Here is a 16,510-nt window from a genome sequence, read left to right on the forward strand (position 1 = left end):
GGGCAGACCTACGGCGGCGCGATGTGGCCGTCCGCGGTGATCACGGCATCGGCCGGCGCGTCGCCCGCCACCAGTTGCACGCGCCTGCCGATCGGGATGCCGCGATAGCTCGGGATGTCGTGCGTCAGCCGCTCGAAGATCCAGGCGTCGTCCTCGGCCTCGGCGGCCACGCGCAGGCGCAACGGCGTGGCGCCGCTTGCCCGCGCCGCATGCGCGGCGACCGCCTCGGCCAGCGCCGGGGAAAACACCGCCTGCACGTCCCCGGCATGGCGCATCTTGCGCATCACGTTGGCGCCGTGCCACAGGCATAGCAGCGCGCACAGAGCGATCACGCCGCGGCCCCAGCGCGGTGCCCGTGGCCACGCCGCGGCGACCGCCATCGTCGTGACCGCGGCGTAGCCGTAGCCATAGTGGTTCCAGCTGCTGCCCAGCGGCAGCACCGGCGCCAGCGCGGCGATGCCGCCGAGCAGGAAGATCGCGGCCAGGCGCGGGCGGCTGCGCCACAGCACCGCCAGCAATGCCAGCCACAGCACGCCGGCCACGACGATGCGGCTGGTGATGCCGCGCGACAACGTCAGGAAGGTCTCGAACGCGTTCGGCACGAACGCGAACAACTGGTATTCGAGCCAGCGCAGCGGTGCGTGCGCGGCACTCACCACGTACAAGCCGCCATCGCGCGGCGCGTGCAGCAGCACGCCGACGCGCAGCGCGAGGTAGGCCGCCACCACCGCCGCCGACGCCAGCGTCGCCGCGGCCCAATGGCGCTTGCGGCCATCGAACCACCACGCCAGCGCCAGCAACGCCGGGATCGCCGCCGCCGCTTCCTTCGCCAGCAGGCCGATCGCGCTGAACGCGGCCGCGGCCAGCGCCGCCACCGCCGGCCGCGGCCAGCGCGTCGCCACCAGCCCGGCCAGCAATGCGCAGCCCAGCCACGCGAGGTCGCCGATGGTCCCGACCCAGCCGTGCACGTAGCTCGCAAACGGCCCCAGCGCGAACACCAGCGCGCCCGCGGCCGCCGGCAGCGCCGCCACCCCGAATCGCCGCGCCAGCACGCACAGCAGCGCCGCGTTGCCCGCGCCCCAGGCCACCAGCAGCGCATGGAAGGCCTGCGGCTGCGCGAACAGCTGCCGCGACAGCCACATCCACAGGTTGAAGGTCAGTGGCCGGTACTGGAACGCGTCGATCGCGCCCCACGAAAACCACGGGATCGGCCCCGCCTCGCCTGCCGTCGCCGCCCACTGCAACTCGTCATGGCTGAAATAGCCGGGATTGGCGATCAGCGTCCATTGCCCGAGCAGCGCCAGCGCGAACACCAGCAGCGGCGACCAGCGCGCCAGCCCTGGCCGGGCGCGCAACGGTGGCCTCGCCGGTTCCATCGAAATCGCCATGCCGCCTCCGCCTGCGAACGCCGCATTCTGCGCGATCGGCGCCGGCGGCGGCCATCGCCGCGCGACCGGCGCCGCCGGGGTGTCGCCGGAAGCGGCTAGAATCGAATGCCCGACCGAGGTTCGTGATCCGATGTCCGACACGCCTGCTCCAGGTTCCCCCGGTAACCCGTCTTCGGGTTCGCTGCCCGCGAGCCCGGCGAACCCGAGCGAGAACTTCCAGCAGGCGGCGCTCGACTACCACCGTTTCGCGCCTCCCGGGAAGATCAAGGTCGTCGCCACCAAGCCGATGGTCACCCAGCGCGACCTCGCGCTGGCGTACTCGCCGGGCGTGGCCTACGCCTGCGAGGCGATCGTCGCCGACCCGAACCAGGCCAGCGCGCTGACCGCGCGCGGCAACCTGGTCGCGGTGATCACCAACGGCACCGCGGTGCTGGGCCTCGGCGACATCGGCCCGCTGGCCGGTAAGCCAGTCATGGAAGGCAAGGGCATCCTGTTCCAGAAGTTCGCCGGCATCGACGTCTTCGACATCGAGTTGAACGAGCGCGACCCGGACAAGCTGGTCGACATCATCGCCGCGATGGAGCCGACCTTCGGCGGCATCAACCTCGAGGACATCAAGGCGCCGGAGTGCTTCATCGTCGAGCGCAAGCTGCGCGAGCGGATGAACATCCCGGTGTTCCACGACGACCAGCACGGCACCGCGATCATCGTCGGCGCCGCGATCTACAACGCGCTGGAAGTGGTCGGCAAGAAGATCGAGGACGTCAAGCTCGCCACCGCCGGCGCCGGCGCCGCCGGCATCGCCTGCCTGGACATGCTGGTGGCGCTGGGCATGAAGCCGGAGAACATCCTGGCGGTGGACCGCGAAGGCGTGCTGTACACCGGCCGCGCGCACCTGGACCCGGACAAGCAGCGTTACGCGCGCGACACCGACAAGCGCACGCTCGGCGAGATCGTCGCAGGCGCCGACATCTTCCTCGGCCTGTCCGCCGGCGGCGTGCTCAAGCCGGAGATGCTGGCGACGATGGCGCCGCGGCCGATCATCCTCGCGCTGGCCAACCCGAACCCGGAGATCCTGCCGGAAGACGCCAAGCGCGTGCGCCCCGACTGCATCATCGCCACCGGCCGCAGCGACTATCCCAACCAGGTCAACAACGCGCTCTGCTTCCCCTACATCTTCCGCGGCGCGCTGGACGTCGGCGCCAGGGAAATCAACGAGGCGATGAAGCTCGCCTGCGTGCGCGCGATCGCGCAGCTGGCGCGCATGGAAGCCGGCGACCTGGCCGCGGCCTACGGCGGCGACATCCCGAGCTTCGGCCCGGACTACCTGATCCCGCGCCCGTTCGACCCGCGCCTGCTGGTGATGCTGGCGCCGGCCGTGGCGCGCGCGGCGATGGAATCTGGCATCGCCACGCGCCCGATCGCCGACTTCGACGCCTACGAGGAAACGCTCGCCCAGTTCATCTATCGCACCGGCCTGCTGATGAAGCCGGTGTACGACCGCGCCCGCGGCGACCGCCAGCGCGTGGTCTACGCCGAGGGCGAGGAGGAAGTGGTGCTGCGCGCGGTGCAGACCGTGATCGACGAGCAGCTGGCGCGGCCGATCCTGATCGGGCGCCCGGACGTGATCGCCGCGCGCATCGAGCGCCTGGGCCTGCGCATGCGCGCCGGGGTCGACTTCGAGCTCACCAACATCAACTCGGACCCGCGCTTCGACGACTACTGGCAGCAGTACCACGCCCTGACCGAACGCCGCGGCGTGACCCCGGCAGCGGCCAAGAACCTGATCCGGTCGCGGCCGACGCTGATCGCCGCGCTGATGGTCGAGCGCGGCGAAGCCGACGCGATGATCTGCGGCCTGGTCGGCCGCTATCACAAGAAGCTCGGCTACCTGCGCAGCGTGTTCGACTTCGACAAGGGCGTGCAGGGCACCGCCGCGATGACCGGCGTGATCAACGAACAGGGCGTGTGGTTCTTCCTCGACACCCACGTGCAGCTGGATCCCAGTGCCGAGCAGATCGCCGAGGCCACGCTGCAGGCCAGCTACCGGCTCAAGCTGTTCGGCATCGAGCCCAAGATCGCATTGCTGTCGCATTCCAACTATGGCAGCCACGACGACGCCAGCGCGCAGAAGATGCGCAAGGCCCGCGAGCTGGTGCTGGCGCGCGCGCCGAAGCTGGAGATCGACGGCGAGATGATGGCCGACACCGCCTGGAACGCAGAGCTGCGCCAGCACATCTTCCCGCACACCACCTTGACCGGCCGCGCCAACCTGTTCGTGATGCCCAACCTGGATGCGGCCAACATCGCCTACAACATGGTGCGGGTGATGACCGACGGCGTCGCCATCGGACCGATCCTGATGGGCCTGGACCAGGCCGCGCACATCCTCACCCCGGCCAGCACCCCGCGCCGCGTGATCAACATGACCGCGATCGCCGCCGTCGAAGCCCAGCTGCGCAAGCAGCGCGAGACCGGCGTCGGCATGGGGCGGTTGCTGCGCGAGGAGTGACGCTTCGGGAGCAGAGCTCGCGGCTGAAGCCGCTCCCACAAAATCCTGCTGTCACCTGTAGGAGCAGTTTCGGTGGGAGCGGCTTCAGCCGCGAGCTCTTAACCAGCCCGCTAAAGCGGCCTCTGCAGGAGCGGCTTCAGCCGCGAGGCGCCTCCACCCATCCCGTACACCTGCATCCCGTACCAGCAGGATGTCGTGGGAGCGGCTTCAGCCGCGAGCTCCTCCCACCCATACCGCATCCCAATATGGATACTGCCCGGCGGACCGCACCAGCCCCGACCGCACCGGGTTCAACACCAGGTACCTCGCCGCGGCCCTGATTTCGTTGTCGTGCCGCAACCCACGGTCATGGAATCCATTGGCCCAGACCGGCCCGAGCTGCGGATACAACTGCCCCAGCCGCCGTGCGGTCGCGCCCTTGATGGCTCCGATCCGATGCGACAGATCGTCGCCTTCGCCAAGTTCTACCAACCCGTGCCAGTGATCGGGCATCAACACCCAGGCCAGCAGCTGTGTCGCCTGCCATCCATCCGCGGCCGCGAGCATGCGGGCGGCATCTGACGCCACGGCGGCGGGCCGGAAGTGCGGCTTGCGAAAGGCAGTGGTGAAGGTCACCAGGTAAACCTGGCCGGGAATCGACCAGCGGCCGATGCGGAGTGCCATGGAGTGCATGCCGGCAGCTTCGTCGCCGGGGCTAGCGCGCACCATCGGGATCAGGCGCGGGTGAGGGTAGGGATTTTGGAGGAGGTGAGGAGAAAAGAGCTCGCGGCTGAAGCCGCTCCCACAAAAAAAATCCTGCAGCCAACCGTGGGAGCGGCTTCTGTGGGATGGGGCTTCCGTGGGAGCGGCTTCCGTGGGAGCGGGCTTCTGTGGGAGCGGGCTTCTGTGGGAGCGGCTTCAGCCGCGAGCTTTCCCCTCCGGCCTCATCGCCACCCCCCCCTGCTAGAATGAAAACTCCAGAAAACCGACCGAATTGCGCGGCCAGCGGGCCGTGCGGAGCCGAGACAGTGAACGCAATGAACGCCACCAACGAGCTGCTGCGCGACGACCCCGATCCCGTCGAAACCCGCGAGTGGCTCGATTCCATCCAGGCCGTGCTCGACCACGACGGCCCCGCCCGCGCCCACCAGCTGCTCGAGAACGTGGTCGAGGTCACCCGCCGCGCCGGCGCCAACCTGCCGTTCGAGCCGACCACCGAATACATCAACACCATCCCCGCCGGCCAGGAGGCCAAGTCCCCCGGCGACGCGGCGATGGAATGGCGGATCCGCTCGATCATCCGCTGGAACGCGATGGCGATGGTGGTGCGCGCCAACCGCAAGCCCGGCGACCTCGGCGGCCACATCGCCACCTTCGGTTCCTCGGCCACCCTCTACGACGTCGGCTTCAACCACTTCTGGCGCGCGCCGCACGGCGAGCACCCCGGCGACCTGCTCTACATCCAGGGCCACGGCTCGCCCGGCATCTACGCGCGCTCGTTCCTGGAAGGCCGCATCAGCGAATCCCAGCTCGACAACTTCCGCATGGAAGTCGACGGCCGCGGCGTCAGCTCCTACCCGCACCCGTGGCTGATGCCCGACTACTGGCAGACGCCCACCGTGTCGATGGGCCTGGGCCCGATCGCCGCGATCTACCAGGCGCGGCAGTGGAAGTACCTCGAAGGCCGCGGCCTGATGCCCAGGACCGACCGCAAGGTCTGGTGCTTCCTCGGCGACGGCGAGACCGACGAGCCCGAATCCCTCGGCGCGATCAGCGTCGCCGGCCGCGAAGGCCTGGACAATCTGATCTTCGTCATCAACTGCAACCTGCAGCGCCTGGACGGCCCGGTGCGCGGCAACGGCAAGATCATCCAGGAGCTGGAAGGCAACTTCCGCGGCGCCGGCTGGAACGTGATCAAGACCATCTGGGGCAGCTACTGGGATCCGCTGCTGGCGCGCGACACCAGCGGCAAGCTGCGCCAGCTGATGATGGAAACCGTCGACGGCGAATACCAGAACTGCAAGGCCTTCGGCGGCGCCTACACGCGCGAGCATTTCTTCGGCAAGTACCCGGAGACCGCGGCGCTGGTCGCCAACCTGTCCGACGACGACATCTGGCGCCTCAACCGCGGCGGCCACGACCCGCACAAGGTCTACGCCGCCTACGACGCGGCGGTGAAGACCACCGGCATGCCGACCGTGATCCTGGCCAAGACGGTCAAGGGCTACGGCATGGGCAAGGCCGGCGAAGCGCTCAACCCCACGCACGGCACCAAGAAGATGGACGACGAGGACGTGCGCGCATTCCGCGACCGCTTCCAGATCCCCGTCACCGACGACCAGCTCAAGGACAGCGCGGTCCCGTTCTACCACCCCGGCGAGAAGTCGCCGGAAGTCGAATACCTGCAGGAGCGCCGCCGCGCGCTGGGCGGCTACCTGCCGCAGCGCCGGCGCAAGTCCACGCAATCGCTGGAAGTGCCGAAGCTCGAAACCTACGAGCGCCTGCTCAAGTCCACCGGCGAGCGCGAGATCAGCACCACGATGGCGTTCGTGCAGATGCTCAACATCGCGCTGCGCGACAAGCAGGTCGGCCCGCGGCTGGTGCCGATCGTCGCCGACGAGGCGCGCACCTTCGGCATGGAAGGCATGTTCCGCCAGCTCGGCATCTATGCGCCGCACGGACAGAAGTACAAGCCGGTCGACCGCGACCAGCTGATGTACTACCGCGAGGACGCCGCCGGGCAGGTGCTGGAGGAAGGCATCACCGAGGCCGGCGCGTTCGCGTCATGGCTCGCCTGCGCCACCAGCTACAGCACCAACGACCTGCAGCTGCTGCCGTTCTACATTTACTACTCGATGTTCGGTTTCCAGCGCGTCGGCGATGCCGCCTGGCAGGCCGGCGACATGCGCGCGCGCGGCTTCCTGCTCGGCGCCACCGCCGGCCGCACCACGCTCAACGGCGAAGGCCTGCAGCACGAGGACGGCCACAGCCTGGTGCAGGCCGGCCTGATCCCCAACGTGCGCAGCTACGACCCCACCTTCAGCTACGAAGTCGTCACCATCATCCAGCACGGCATGCAGCGCATGCTCGCCGAGCAGCACGACGAGTACTGGTACGTCACCCTGATGAACGAGAACTACGCCCACCCGGAGATGCCCGAAGGCAGCGCCGAGGGCATCCTCAAGGGCATGTACCTGTTCCGCGATGCGGGCAAGGCGAAGAAGGGCGAGCTGCGCGTGCAGCTGATGGGCTCGGGCACGATCCTGCGCGAAGTCATCGCCGCAGCCGAACTGCTGGACAAGGACTTTGGAGTCACCGCCGACATCTGGTCCTGCCCCAGCTTCAACGAGCTCGCGCGCGACGGCCATGACGCCGAGCGCCATAACCGCTTCCACCCGGAAGGCGAGCAGCGCAAGGCCTACATCACCGAGCAGCTCGAAGGCCGCCAGGGCCCGGCGATCGTCGCCACCGACTACATCCGCGCCTACCCCGAGCAGGTCCGCGCCTTCGTGCCGATGCGCTACACCGTGCTGGGCACCGACGGCTACGGCCGCAGCGACACCCGCGAGAACCTGCGCCGCTTCTTCGAGGTCGACCGCTTCCACGTAGCACAAGCCGCGATCGCGGCGCTGGCGGCGGAAGGCAAGATGACGGCCAAGGACGTGGCGCGGGCGATCAAGCTGTACAAGATCGACGCGGACAAGCCCAACCCGCTGCACGCCTGAGGCGACGCGGTTGCGGGCACCGAAGGGCGGCCAGCGGCCGCCCTTTGCTTTGGTCGCCTGGCCGTCGCGAACGCCGCCGCGGGCGCGCGCGGCCCGCGTCGCTCAGCGCGCCACGCTCCATGCCGGCACCGCGAACGCCTCGACCAGGTAATCGACCAGCCGCCGGGTCTTGATCGGCAGGTGCTTGCGCGACGGATAGACCGCGTGGATGCCCAGCGTCATTGCCCGGTAATCCGGCATCAGTTCGACCAGGCTGCCCTGGCGAAGGTCGTCGGCGACGATGAAATCCGGTTGCAGGATGATGCCCTGGTGGTCGAGCGCGGCCGCGCGGCAGGTATCGCCGTTGTTGGCGTGGATGCGCGCGTGGGTGCGAACGGCAACCGCGTTGCCGTCCGGCGCGGTGAAGGTCCACTCGTCCCGCGCCGCCCAGTAGCTGTAGGAAATCACCGCGTGCCCGGCCAGTTCGCCCGGATGTCGTGGCGTGCCGTGCTGCGCCAGGTACTGCGGTGAAGCGCACGCCACCATCCGCGTCGTCGCCAGCTGCCGGCTCACCAGCTGCGAGCTGGGCAGGTTGGTGATGCGCACCGCCAGGTCGTAACCCTCCTCGACCAGGTCCACGACGCGATCGCTCAGCGCGATGTCCAGCGATACCTTGGGATGCAGTTGCGCGAAACGCCCCCACAGCGGCGCCAGGTGCAGCACGCCGAAGGTGAGCGGGGCATTGATCCGCAGCAGCCCGCTGGGCTCGCCGCTGCGCGAGCTGATTTCCGACTCGGCCTCGTCGACCGCGGCCAGCATGTCCTTGGCGCGGGCGAAGAACAGCTGGCCATCGTCGGTCAGCGACAGCCGCCGCGTGGTCCGTTGCAGCAGGCGCGCGCCCAGGCGCTGTTCCAGCTCGGCCACGTGGCGCGAGACGGCCGCCTTCGACAGGCCGGTCGCGTCCGCGGCGCCGACGAAGCTGCCGGCATCGACGACGGCGACAAAGCTGGCCATCTGCTGGAATTTGTCCATGCCCTGGCTCCTTTGTCTCGATTAGTGAGACAGTCAGTCAACCGAATGGTAGTTTATCAATGTCGATGTGATCAATAGAGTGTCTCCCATGCCCGGACGCCCCGGGCAACCAACGGAGACCGCCATGAGCATCACCCTGATCGGCACCGGCAACATGGGCTCGGCCCTGGCCACCCAGCTCACCCGCGCCGGCCATGCCCTGCGCATCACCGCCCGTGACCCGGCCAAGGCGCAGGCGCTCGCCGCCGCCAACCCGGGCGCCGTGGCCGCCACCCCCGCCGACGCCCTGGACGGCTCCGACGTGGTCATCGTCGCCACCGGCTATGCCGACGCGGTGCCGGCGCTGCGTTCGCTGGGGTCGCTCAAGGGCAAGGTCGTCATCGACATCACCAACCCGCTGACCGCCGACTTCATGGGCCTGACCCTGGGCCACGACACCTCCGCCGCCGAAGAAATCGCCAAGGCGGTGCCCGAGGCCGAAGTGGCCAAGGCGTTCAACACGCTGTTCGCGCAGGTGCTGGCGGAAGGCCCGCGGTTCGCCGATGGCCAGGTCGCGCAATCGTTCGTCGCCAGCGACAGCGAGCGCGCCAAGCAGACCGCGACCGCGCTGATCGAAAGCATCGGCTTCACCCCAGTCGACGCCGGCCCGCTGAAGAACGCGCGCTATCTCGAACCGCTGGCCGGATTGAACATCTATCTCGGCTATGGCGCCGGCCGCGGCACCGCGATCGCGCCGACCTGGATCAGCAAGGCCTGACGCCGCGGCGTCGCCACCCACACATCTTCCAAGGACCTACCCATGAACGCCATCTCTGCATCGTCCCGCGCACTTCCGATCAACGCGTCCCTGGACGCCACCGCATCGCTGCTCGGCCGCCTCGGCCTGTCGCTGATCTTCATCATTTCCGGCTGGGGCAAGATCGCCGGCTATGCCGGCACCCAGCAGTACATGGAAGCCATGGGCGTGCCCGGCGGCCTGTTGCCGCTGGTGATCGCGCTCGAGCTCGGCGGCGGCCTGGCGATCCTCGGCGGCGCCTTCACCCGCTGGATCGCGCTGGCGCTCGCCGCGTTCTCGCTCGCCAGCGCCGCGCTGTTCCACGCCGACTTCGGCGATGCCGCGCAGGCGATCAACTTCTGGAAGAACGTGGCGATGGCCGGCGGCTTCCTGATGCTCGCCGCCCACGGCGCCGGCCGCTTCAGCCTCGAGCAGGCATGGAGCGAGCGCCGCAACCGCTGACATCCACGCATCACCCCACGGCAGCGGGCGCACCACGCCCGCTGCCTTTGCAGGAGCCCGCCATGACCCCCGCCCCCGTGCTCTTCATCTCCCACGGCTCGCCGATGTTCGCGCTGCAACCTGGCCGGCTCGGCCCCAACCTGGGCGCCCTCGGCCAGGCGATGCCCGACATCCGCGCGGTGCTGGTGGTGTCGCCGCACTGGCAGACTCGCGGCGTGCGCGTCGGCGCCGGCGCCGCGCCGGAGACCATCCACGACTTCGGTGGCTTCCCCGCCGCGCTGTACCAGCTGCAATACCCCGCACCCGGGGCGCCGGGCCTGGCGCAGGACGCCGCGCGGCTGCTCACGATCGCCGGTTTCGGGGTCGGGTTCGACGAACGCCGCGGCCTGGACCACGGCGCCTGGGTGCCGCTGCGGCACCTGTTCCCGCAGGCCGACGTGCCGGTGTTCCAGGTCTCGCTGCCGCACGACATCGATGCGGCCGGCGCCTTGCGGCTGGGCCAGGCGCTGGCGCCGCTGCGCGAGCGTGGCGTGCTGGTGGTCGGGTCCGGCAGCCTCACCCACAACCTGCATGAATTCCGCCAGCACATCCGTGATCCGGAATACGCGCAGCAGTTCGCCGACTGGGTCCACGATGCTGTGCTCGCGCGCGACGTCGACGCGCTGGTCGACTACCGCCGCCGCGCACCGCACGCGGCGCGCGCGCATCCCACCGAGGAGCACTACCTGCCGCTGCTGGTCGCTGCGGGCGCGAGTTCCGGCGAAGACGCGGCGCGCCTGGTCGAAGGCGGCATGACCGACGGCGTGCTGTCGATGGATTCGTTCGCGTTCGGCCTGCCACAAGCGGCCAACGATGCGCTGGATCGGCTCGCGCAAGGCCAGGCCGCATGAGCACGCCCAGCCCGCTCGTCACCGATCCGGCCTTCGCGCTGGCGTTCCGCAGCCTGCAGCCGGCGCCGGCAAGGCCCGCGTCGCTGCTGGTGCTGTTGCACGGCGTCGGCGGCAACGAAGGCAATCTTGCCGGCCTCGGCGCCGAAGTCGGCGGCGACACGCTGGTGGTGCTGCCGCGCGGCCCGATCACGCTGGGCCCGGATGCGTTCGGCTGGTTCCGCGTCGCCTTCACCAGCGCCGGCCCGCGGATCGAAGCCGGCGAAGCCGACGCCAGCCGCCGCGCGCTGATCGCCTTCATCGCGCAACTGCAGCAGGCCCATGCCATCGACGCCGCGCACACCACGATTGCGGGCTTCAGCCAAGGCGGCATCCTCAGCGCCAGCGTCGCGCTGACCGCGTCCGAACGCGTCGCCGCGTTCGCGGTGCTCGCCGGCCGCATCCTGCCCGAGCTCGAGCCGCAACTCGCCGACGCGCAGCGCCTGTCCACCCTGCGCGGCTACATCGCCCACGGCCTGCACGACGACAAGCTGCCGGTGGACTGGGCGCGCCGCGCGGACGCGTGGCTCACGCGGCTGGGGGTTTCGCATGAGATGAAGCTGTATCCGGGCGGGCATGAGCTGGACGCCGCGATGCGTGCGGACCTTCTGGCGTGGCTGGCGCGCGGCGATTGATGCAGGACCGCGTGTATTTGGTCGGTGAAATGCTGGAGGAAGGACTCATCGAGGCCGGCGCGTTCGCGTCATGGTTCGCCTGCGCCACCAGCTACAGCACCAACGACTTGCAACTGCTGCCGTTCTACATCTACTACTCGATGTTCGGTTTCCAGCGCATCGGCGATGCCGCCTGCAGGCCGGCGAAGTCATCGCCGCGGCCGAACTGCTGGACAAGGACTTCGGCGTGACCGCCGACATCTGGTCCTGCCCCAGCTTCAACGAGCTCGCGCGCGACGGCCATGACGCCGAGCGCCACAACCGCTTCCACCCGGAAGCCGAGCCGCGCAAGGCCTACATCACCCGGCAGCTCGAAGGCCGCCAAGGCCCGGCGATCGTCGCCACCGACTACATCCGCGCCTACCCCGAGCAGGTCCGCGCCTTCGTGCCGATGCGCTACACCGTGCTGGGCACCGACGGCTACGGCCGCAGCGACACCCGCGAGAACCTGCGCCGCTTCTTCGAGGTCGACCGCTTCCACGTAGCACAAGCCGCGATCGCGGCGCTGGCGGCGGAAGGCAAGATGACGGCCAAGGACGTGGCGCGGGCGATCAAGCTGTACAAGATCGATGCGGAGAATCCGAATCCGATTGGGGTTTGAGAAACACCCGTAAAAGCCCATTTGATACACCACCAATGGCCGGAACTAGCGTATGTCCGCGGGGCGTAGACGGTCGTTAGAGTTCGGGGAGGGTGGACGGTGTCAATGAAATCTCTAGTGGAGATGGCGCGCGATAGCCGCTTGATTCCGGCAAGCACATTCTTCGTGCTCGGCGCCGCCGTCGCGACCCTAGTGCTCGCTTCGATCGTCGAGGACAACACACTCCAACTGTTGATCAACTTAGTAGTAACGCCGGTCGCGACGTTGGCTGCGGCGTATGCAGGCGCTCGCATTGCATTCGGCTTTCAATCGAAGAAAGACCACGAAAACGAAATTTCTCAAAACGTGCGCGCCGCGAACACAACAATTTTTCAGCTGGTGCGATTTGCGTACCTGTTCCATGTAATCGAAAAACAGTACATCGCCGAGCACAGGAACAACCAAGCTCGACATTTTCAGATTGATGCTGGCATGGAGTACGGAATTGAAGAGCTCCACATCAATTTTGATTCCCTGGCCTTCCTATTTAACTCACCGAAGCCCGACTTGCTTAGGACACTCGCTGCGGTCCAACTCGAGATCAATGCGACAGTTGGCGTTATTCGTCAGAGGCAGCATTGGCACGTGGAAAAGTTTCAGGTGGCAATGGATTCAGTTCCTGTCGGCGTGGCCCTCACTTCCAACGAGGTGGAAGCCCTGGTGGGCGAACGCATTGCGATCACCCTCAAGAAGCAGACGGATGACATCATCGAGGGCGTGGATGCTTCGATTGCCGGGCTTCGTTCACACATCGATAACCTACGGGATGTCGTCAAGGCGATGTATCCCGCGCACGGGGTCGTGTTTTTGCAGGCACCTTCTTCTTAGCAGGCGCCTTCCTCGCAACAGGAACAGTCGTCTCCTTTGTCAGCCTCATCACCTCTTGCTGTGACGGAGACTTACGCTCGGCCGTCGCTTTATTAGCGCCGCGTTTCACGCCACTCACTGCCGTTTTGGCGGGGTGTTTGCGTTTGGCAGGCGACTTCTTCGCGGGGGGCAACGAAGAATGCTCTTGCGGGAGCAAGGGATAGATCCAAAGATTTGGGGGAATCGGAAGTCGGTAGTAGTGACACGCCACAAGTATGATCGGCCAAAAGCCGAAGTTCATCGGCGAGAGCTTCTGGAAGGAGTCGGTGCGGTTGCACGCTTCCGCGATGGTCGTAAGGAGCGCCTCCCCGCCATGGACGAGTGACAAGCCGGTAAGTGCGCGCCCGTGCTGTTCGCCACCGATATACAAAGCTGGCTCCGACGACTCGTCTGGGAACCAAAGCTGCAGCGTGCAGTGATCAAGCTTCTCCTTAACCAGCTTCGCTAGCGCGTCGAATGCTTCGGTTTCACCGAGGGCGTGCAGCCACGCCGCAGTAAGGGGGATGAGCGTCGAACCGGCGGTGGCCTCGTTAAAGTATTCGTCGTCCTGGCGATTGGACTGGTGGTTGTCCAGTTCCGCGTAGTCGGTGGAGCACGAGGGATAGCGCCCCCGGGTTCTGACGGTGTAGTTGAGGCGCCCCGTCATTTCTCCGAGCCACTCGCGAACCGGCGCAAGATCCATCGATTCGGCGAGCCACAGTTGAAGGAACAATGCGATATCAGTTGTCTGTTGGTCTGTAGCGGGAAGCAATAGCGCCGGGTTATTTCGTATCAGCTTGATTCCAGTAGCGACTGCGTTGTCGATATTTCCTCGGTACACGTCCGCACCTTCAGCGGCGTTCGAGTGAAGCCAGTGCATCCACAGGCCCCAAAGGCCGATCCGTCCCAGTACTTCAAAGAGCGCAAGATTTACGTCTAGCGCTGATCTGGATTCCGTGGCAGCCGAAACTCCGTGCATTACGTTGACGTGCGGCGTGATCTTATCCACGAAGGCGCGCGCGATATTCAGATGAAGCTCGATGGTATGACGCAGCACGCCATCGAGGCTCTTGTCGGGGGCTCCCTTTGAATTGATGGAACGACGCACAAGTTCCCATGTGCAAAGCAGCGTTAATTCACTCGCGCGATAGGGGGTTTCGATGTTATCGATGCTTCGCGCCCAGACGTACAGAATCCATGTGCAGATATTGAGTTGTCGAGCAACGCGCAATCGCGCCTTCTGGCTCTTGTCCATGCCCAGCAGACTTCGCACTAGATGGGTGAAGTGCTGTATCGACACTTCCGGGGCGTCCAACATGGCGATTGCCTTACGGAAGCTGCTCCGTAGTTCTGCAGGCAGAATTTCTTCACGAAGCAGGCCGCGCAGGACGAGTTCGGCAAGGTGGTCGCCGTCCCACTCCTGAAAGCTGATTCGATCTGATTCGTGCTGCTCGATGAACGCCCTGAGGTGCTCCCGCATGTGCTCGTGCACTTCGCCGCCGATCACAATGCAGATAACGACATTCAGCTTTCGGTACTGCACCGGAAGTCTGTTTCTCACATAGACCTGTAATGCTTCCTCCAGCGAGTACTTCAACGCCTGTGGCGTGTCGTTCATCCAATCCTGGCGCGTCAGGTTGCCAGGCTTAACAGAGAACAAGAACACCGCGTCCTTGCCGTCGTCTCCCTTGCCGATTGCGGCAACGTCAACTCCAAGCTGGTGCGTCCCTCGTCCTGGGCGAGAGAAGACATGGAAGCCGAGCTCGCCGAGTAACTCGGGGAGCACAGCGTCAAGTTCGTCGCGTTCACGAAGCGACGCGAGATAGTCGCGTACAAGGGCCTTCATTGCTTAAGCTTCTCTGCCTGGAAAAGGCGCAACTGGTAGCTAAGACCGATCGGGTCCAGTGTTTCGGTGCGGGGGTACTCCATCGAAACACCGTGTGTCTTAAGGTCCATCTCAACCGCGCGCAAAGTCTCACCGTTGTCCTGCACGAAGCTCACTGCACCTCTGCCATACAGCAGCACAGAGTGGTGCACGATGTCGAAGAAGACGGATTGCTTCCGGGCATTCTTGTGGGCCTGCTGCATTTCCTCCAAGCTACGCCGGTTGTGGATTTGTTGCCGGTGCTCAGAGGGTCGCAACTCCGTAATCGTTCCTACCGACTTAAGGCCCTCGATATAGGCCTCGTGGAAAGCCAGTGCCGCCTTGATTCGCTTACGGACCGGGTCCTTAGCCGGAATGGTCGCAAGATATTCCGCGACGCCGCCATAATTCATTAACAGCGGATCGAAGAGGAGCCACTGCAGTTCCTCAATCGCTTCGTCGTCGGCTTCCCGCAGGACCGCAACAAGTACCGAGGCCGCCGTTGTAGGGAGGAAGAAGAACCAGCCAAGAGCCTTTCGACAGACGAACACCTGCACGTGGTGATCCTTCGGGATGGCCACCACCGGGATTTTCAGCGATTGCCCCCTCAGGTTGTCTCGCTGAAGGAAATGTGCAAGGCCATCGCACAGCATCGCGGAGCCGGTCTGTAACCACCGGATGGCGACCGTTCCAAGCGTGTCATCGCTCTCAGCGAGCGCCCGCATGAAGTCATCGAAACTCTCGAGTCGGAAGGTGTCTGTTGCCGACACCAGGTCAGTGACGTAGCCGATGGCGCGCTCGGTGAATCCATTCTTTACGAGCCCGGCCAAGCCGCAGTCGAGAACTTCTAAAGTTCCCTTGCTCTCTGGTTCCAATTGCCTAAGCGCCGCCAGAAGCGCTGCCACGGTTGCATCATCCAGGAGCCCGGAGGCCAGCCAAAGCGCCTGTGCAGCATAGTGGATGGTGAGCGTTTCGCCGCCATCTGCGGCGCGAGCAATCACGTGCAACAGCGCGTCATCGCCGTTCTGCTTTTGCTGGGTCAGCAAATTGGCCGCGGCGTGCAAGATAGCTGCCCGCATCTTGTCGTCAGGCTCGCGTGTGAGAAGTTCGGACAACGTCGCCACGCGCTCTGCCCTTGATTCCTTGTTGGTGGCGGGAATTCGCCCTAGCGCGGCGATCGCCGCGTAAGCGGTTTCGTCCGACTCATTCAGCGCGATCTGCTGTGCCAGTGCCGCGTCCATCGATGCTTCCAGTGCGAATAGCAGGAATTTGTTCGCGAGGGGGTCGCCCGCCACTGCAGCTTCAACCACGACCGCGGACCGACGAGGGTCGCGCTTGCACCATTCGCGAAAGGCAACGTTTGGAAAGTTCGCTGCGCCATCATTTCCACCGCGCGAGACGAGTTTGTCTACAAAGGTCATGACGCGCTCAGGCGGCTCGTCTAGTTCCGGAAGCGCTGAATCAAGAAAATGGGTCGCCATGAAGAAACGCGGACCGTTGAGCGCTAGGAGCGATCCGTCGTCGACCAGCCGCAGCAGATCGATCTCGCCGGAATTATGAAGCTCTGCGCATAGCGCAACCGATGCATGCATAGACTCCCGGTCGAGACCGCCGAACCGTTCGGCTAGCTGTGTTGCCAGGGTTCCGGATTCAAAGGCGGCGATGATTTCGCGTCGGCTAGTTGAATGAGTTATTACCATTATTTCAT

The 16,510-nt window shown here is 66.0% G+C and carries 12 protein-coding genes and 1 pseudogene; 8 read left to right on the plus strand and 5 right to left on the minus strand.

Features of this window, described 5'->3' with window-relative positions:
* Nucleotides 1-8: 8 nt before the first annotated feature.
* On the minus strand, nucleotides 9-1,388 hold the full coding sequence (locus MQC88_RS11360; protein ID WP_243322139.1) for a hypothetical protein: 1,380 nt from the start codon (nucleotides 1,386-1,388) through the stop codon (nucleotides 9-11).
* Between MQC88_RS11360 and MQC88_RS11365 the strand changes: the two genes are divergently transcribed.
* Nucleotides 1,387-3,900: an NADP-dependent malic enzyme gene (locus tag MQC88_RS11365; RefSeq protein ID WP_243322141.1), complete on the plus strand. Its 2,514-nt coding sequence runs from the start codon at nucleotides 1,387-1,389 to the stop codon at nucleotides 3,898-3,900. The two genes, MQC88_RS11360 and MQC88_RS11365, sit on opposite strands and share 2 nt — an antisense overlap.
* A 207-nt stretch (nucleotides 3,901-4,107) precedes the next feature.
* Here the strand turns inward: MQC88_RS11365 and MQC88_RS11370 are convergent, their stop codons facing one another.
* Entirely contained in the window at nucleotides 4,108-4,563 is a 456-nt protein-coding gene (locus MQC88_RS11370; RefSeq protein ID WP_243322143.1) for an REP-associated tyrosine transposase, read from the minus strand.
* A 353-nt stretch (nucleotides 4,564-4,916) separates the two neighbouring features.
* On the opposite strand from MQC88_RS11370, the gene aceE reads away from it, so the two are divergent.
* Nucleotides 4,917-7,604, plus strand: coding sequence for a pyruvate dehydrogenase (acetyl-transferring), homodimeric type (gene aceE, locus MQC88_RS11375; protein ID WP_243322145.1), 2,688 nt, complete (start codon nucleotides 4,917-4,919; stop codon nucleotides 7,602-7,604).
* 102 nt (nucleotides 7,605-7,706) lie between these two features.
* Here aceE and MQC88_RS11380 read toward each other — a convergent pair whose 3' ends face one another.
* A complete protein-coding gene (locus MQC88_RS11380; protein ID WP_243322148.1) occupies nucleotides 7,707-8,615 on the minus strand; it encodes a LysR family transcriptional regulator in 909 nt (302 codons plus the stop codon).
* 124 nt (nucleotides 8,616-8,739) lie between these two features.
* On the opposite strand from MQC88_RS11380, the gene MQC88_RS11385 reads away from it, so the two are divergent.
* The 6 genes and pseudogenes from MQC88_RS11385 to MQC88_RS11410 all read left to right on the plus strand — a co-directional run bounded on the left by MQC88_RS11385 (nucleotide 8,740) and on the right by MQC88_RS11410 (nucleotide 12,920).
* Complete coding sequence (locus MQC88_RS11385; protein ID WP_243322150.1) at nucleotides 8,740-9,372, plus strand: NADPH-dependent F420 reductase; 633 nt, start codon at nucleotides 8,740-8,742, stop codon at nucleotides 9,370-9,372.
* A gap of 42 nt (nucleotides 9,373-9,414) precedes the next feature.
* Complete coding sequence (locus MQC88_RS11390; protein ID WP_425491627.1) at nucleotides 9,415-9,852, plus strand: DoxX family protein; 438 nt, start codon at nucleotides 9,415-9,417, stop codon at nucleotides 9,850-9,852.
* A gap of 62 nt (nucleotides 9,853-9,914) precedes the next feature.
* A complete protein-coding gene (locus tag MQC88_RS11395) occupies nucleotides 9,915-10,742 on the plus strand; it encodes a dioxygenase family protein (RefSeq protein WP_243322151.1) in 828 nt (275 codons plus the stop codon).
* Nucleotides 10,739-11,413 (plus strand): alpha/beta hydrolase, encoded by a 675-nt coding sequence (locus MQC88_RS11400; protein ID WP_243322153.1) that lies wholly within the window; start codon nucleotides 10,739-10,741, stop codon nucleotides 11,411-11,413. Before MQC88_RS11395 ends, MQC88_RS11400 begins: the two co-directional genes overlap by 4 nt.
* A pseudogene (locus tag MQC88_RS11405) lies at nucleotides 11,401-12,053 on the plus strand (transketolase-like TK C-terminal-containing protein); the annotation flags it as partial. The gene MQC88_RS11400 and the pseudogene MQC88_RS11405, both read left to right, overlap by 13 nt.
* Nucleotides 12,054-12,170: 117 nt before the next feature.
* Nucleotides 12,171-12,920, plus strand: a complete 750-nt coding sequence (locus MQC88_RS11410) for a hypothetical protein (protein ID WP_243322155.1) — start codon at nucleotides 12,171-12,173, stop codon at nucleotides 12,918-12,920.
* Here the strand turns inward: MQC88_RS11410 and MQC88_RS11415 are convergent.
* Both MQC88_RS11415 and MQC88_RS11420 read right to left on the minus strand, forming a co-directional pair.
* The gene (locus MQC88_RS11415) at nucleotides 12,865-14,784 is read right to left on the minus strand and encodes a hypothetical protein (RefSeq protein ID WP_243322157.1); all 1,920 of its coding nucleotides are present in this window, start codon (nucleotides 14,782-14,784) and stop codon (nucleotides 12,865-12,867) included. The genes MQC88_RS11410 and MQC88_RS11415 overlap by 56 nt on opposite strands.
* Nucleotides 14,781-16,502 carry a hypothetical protein gene (locus MQC88_RS11420; protein ID WP_243322159.1) on the minus strand — a complete coding sequence of 574 codons (1,722 nt, stop codon included), beginning with the start codon at nucleotides 16,500-16,502 and terminating at the stop codon, nucleotides 14,781-14,783. The genes MQC88_RS11415 and MQC88_RS11420 overlap by 4 nt, the downstream gene beginning before the upstream one ends.
* Nucleotides 16,503-16,510 lie beyond the last annotated feature (8 nt).

Source organism: Cognatiluteimonas sedimenti (assembly GCF_022808325.1).
In the GTDB taxonomy this organism is placed as follows: domain Bacteria; phylum Pseudomonadota; class Gammaproteobacteria; order Xanthomonadales; family Xanthomonadaceae; genus Cognatiluteimonas; species Cognatiluteimonas sedimenti.